Origin of the sequence: Rhizobium mayense, from assembly GCF_030272705.1 — a bacterium.
GTDB lineage: Bacteria > Pseudomonadota > Alphaproteobacteria > Rhizobiales > Rhizobiaceae > Rhizobium > Rhizobium mayense.
The window spans coordinates 1-449 of sequence record NZ_JARFYM010000124.1 but is presented as its reverse complement, the minus strand read 5'-3'; the positions used below and the strand labels follow the sequence as shown (position 1 = coordinate 449).

General features: G+C 63.7%; 1 protein-coding gene. It reads right to left on the bottom strand.

What is annotated here, in order from left to right:
- Positions 1-449: methyl-accepting chemotaxis protein (locus PY649_RS34875; protein WP_285873626.1), on the bottom strand; the 449-nt coding region annotated here is incomplete at both ends.

The following is a 449-nucleotide window of genomic DNA, read 5'->3' as shown; positions in this document are numbered from 1 at the left end:
CGGCCGAGCATTTCACCGGCTTCTGCAGCTGCCTTGACGGTATCGCTCGACATCGAGCTGATTTCGGCGGCAGCAGATTGAGAGCGTTCGGCAAGCTTGCGCACTTCCGAGGCGACGACCGCAAAGCCCTTGCCATGTTCGCCGGCGCGCGCCGCTTCCACGGCCGCGTTCAAGGCTAGCAGATCGGTCTGGCGGGCGATCTCCTGCACGATGCCGATCTTCTCGGCAATGGTGCGCATGGCGCTGACGGCGCGGGTCACGGCATCGCCGCTTGCTTCCGCATCCTTGGCCGACTGACGGGCGATCTTTTCCGTCTGGGCGGCATTGTCGGCGTTCTGCTTGATATTGGCCGCCATCTGCTCCATCGAAGCCGAAGCCTCTTCAGCCGATGCCGCTTGTTCGGTCGCACCCTGCGACACCTGCTCCGAACTTGCCGAAAGCTCCTGGCT